At 73.7% G+C, this 2255-nt stretch carries 1 protein-coding gene; it reads left to right on the top strand.

Annotation, left to right across the window (positions count from 1 at the left end):
• On the top strand, positions 1-2255 hold a 2255-nt coding region (locus tag ACH47Z_RS47085; RefSeq protein ID WP_399086793.1), incomplete at both ends, for an SDR family NAD(P)-dependent oxidoreductase.

Here is a 2255-nt window from a genome sequence, read left to right as displayed (position 1 = left end):
GATCTGGAGGACTTCTACCGGCGCAGCGCGGACAACGGCTTCGGCTACGGCCCGGTCTTCCAGGGCCTGACCAGGGCGTGGCGGCACAACGGCCAGATCTACGCCGAGGCCGCCCTGCCCGACGACCAGAGCGCCGCCGCGACGGCGTTCGGCATCCACCCGGCGCTGCTCGACGCGGCACTGCACCCCAACACCTTCGCCGACTTCGAACCCACCGAACTCGGCCGGCTGCCCTTCACGTTCAACGACGTCACCCTGCACGCCACCGGCGCGAAGGCCGTGCGGATACGGATGGCGCGTACGGGCCCGGACTCCGTCACGGCCGTACTGGCCGACGAGACCGGTGCACCCGTCCTGTCGATCGGCTCCCTGATCATGCGTCCCGTCCTGGAGCAGGTCTTCGGCGCCGCCCGCGCTCCGGAGACCATGCTGGCCCTCGCCTGGAACGAGGTGCCGGAGACGGACGGCGCGGCCTCCGCGTCGGACGACGACGTGCTGCTTGAGGTGCCCGCCGCGGCGGACACCACGCCGGAGTCGGTCCACGCGGCCGTCGAGTGGGCGCTCACGCGGTTGCAGAGTTTCACCGGCGGCCGGCTGGTCGTCCTGACCCGCGGCGCGGTCGCCACCGGGCCCGGCGAGACCGTGACCGACCTGGCCGCGGCCGCCGTGTGGGGACTCGTCCGGTCGGCGCAGAGCGAGGACCCGGGCCGGATCGTCCTGGTCGACGCCGATGCCGACACGCACGTCACCCCCGAACTGCTGGCCCGCGTGGTCGGCACCGGCGAGCCGCAGCTGGCGGCGCGCGCGGGCACGCTGCTCGCCCCGCAGCTCACCCGTGTGGACGCGGTCGGCGAACCGGTCACCCTGGACGGCACCGTCCTGATCACCGGAGGTACCGGTGGTCTCGGCAGCGTGGTCGCCCGGCACCTGGTCACCGCCCACGGTGTACGCAGCCTGCTGCTGCTCAGCCGCAGGGGAGCCGCCGCCCCCGGCGCCGACGCACTGGTCGAGGAGCTGACGGCCGAGGGCGCCGAGGTCAAGGTGGTGGCGTGTGACGCCGCCGACAGGTCCGCGCTGGCCGATGTCCTGGCCGGGGTGGCGCTCACGGGGGTGATCCACACCGCCGGCATCCTGGACGACGGTGTGATCTCCACCCTGACCCCGGAGCAGGTCCACCGTGTCCTGGCGCCGAAGGTCGACGCCGCCTGGCACCTGCACGACCTCACCCGCGACCAGGACCTCTCGATGTTCGTGGTCTTCTCCTCGCTGGCGGGACTCATCGGCAGCCCGGGGCAGGGCAACTACGCCGCGGGCAACGTGTATCTCGACTCGCTGGTGCAGCAGCGCCGCAGCGCAGGGCTCGCCGGCATCTCGATGGCCTGGGGCCCGTGGGACCAGAGCCTCGGCCTCACCGGCGCGCTCTCCGGTACCGATATGCACCGCCTCGGCCGGCTGGGCATGCTCCCGATCTCGGAAGAGCAGGGCATGGCCCTGTTCGACCGGGCGCTGACCGCCGGCCGGCCCCTGCTCGGCCTGACCGAGCTGAAGACGGCGGCCCTGCGGGCCATGGCGGACATACCGGCGCTCTTCCGCTCTCTCGCTGGTGGCCCGGCGCGGCGGACCCGGGCCCGCGCGGGAGCCGCCGAGCGTACGGGCGGTCTCGCCGGCCGGCTGGCCGGCCTGACGCCGGAGCAGCGGCAGAGCCACCTGCTCGCCCTGGTCCGCGAGCACGCCGCCGCGGTGCTCGGCCACAGCTCGGGCGACCGGATCGCCGCCGAGCAGCCGTTCCGGGAGGTCGGCTTCGACTCGCTGACGGCGGTCGAGCTGCGGAACCGCCTCCAGACGGTGACGGAGCTGAGCCTGCCGTCGACGCTCGTCTTCGACTACCCGAACGCCGTGCGCCTCGCGGACTTCCTGGCCGAGCGCCTGGGCGGGGTCGCGGCCTCCCCGGTCGAGACGCTGCCCGCGTTGCGGTCGGTCGACGACGACCCGCTGGTCATCGTCGGTATGGCGTGCCGCTTCCCGGGTGGCGCGTCGGATCCGGACCGGCTGTGGGAGCTGCTGTCGCAGGGCCGGGACGGTATGGGCGAGTTCCCGTCCGACCGCGGCTGGGACACCGGCCTGCTGACGGAGCTGGCCCACGCGGGTGGTTTCGTCGACGGCGCCATGGACTTCGACGCGGGCTTCTTCGCGATGTCGCCGCGTGAGGCGCTGGCGACGGACCCGCAGCAGCGGTTGTTGCTGGAGGGCTCGTG

Origin of the sequence: Streptomyces sp. NPDC020192 (genome assembly GCF_044388685.1) — a bacterium.
GTDB lineage: Bacteria > Actinomycetota > Actinomycetes > Streptomycetales > Streptomycetaceae > Streptomyces.
This window is presented reverse-complemented; position numbering and strand designations above follow the sequence as displayed.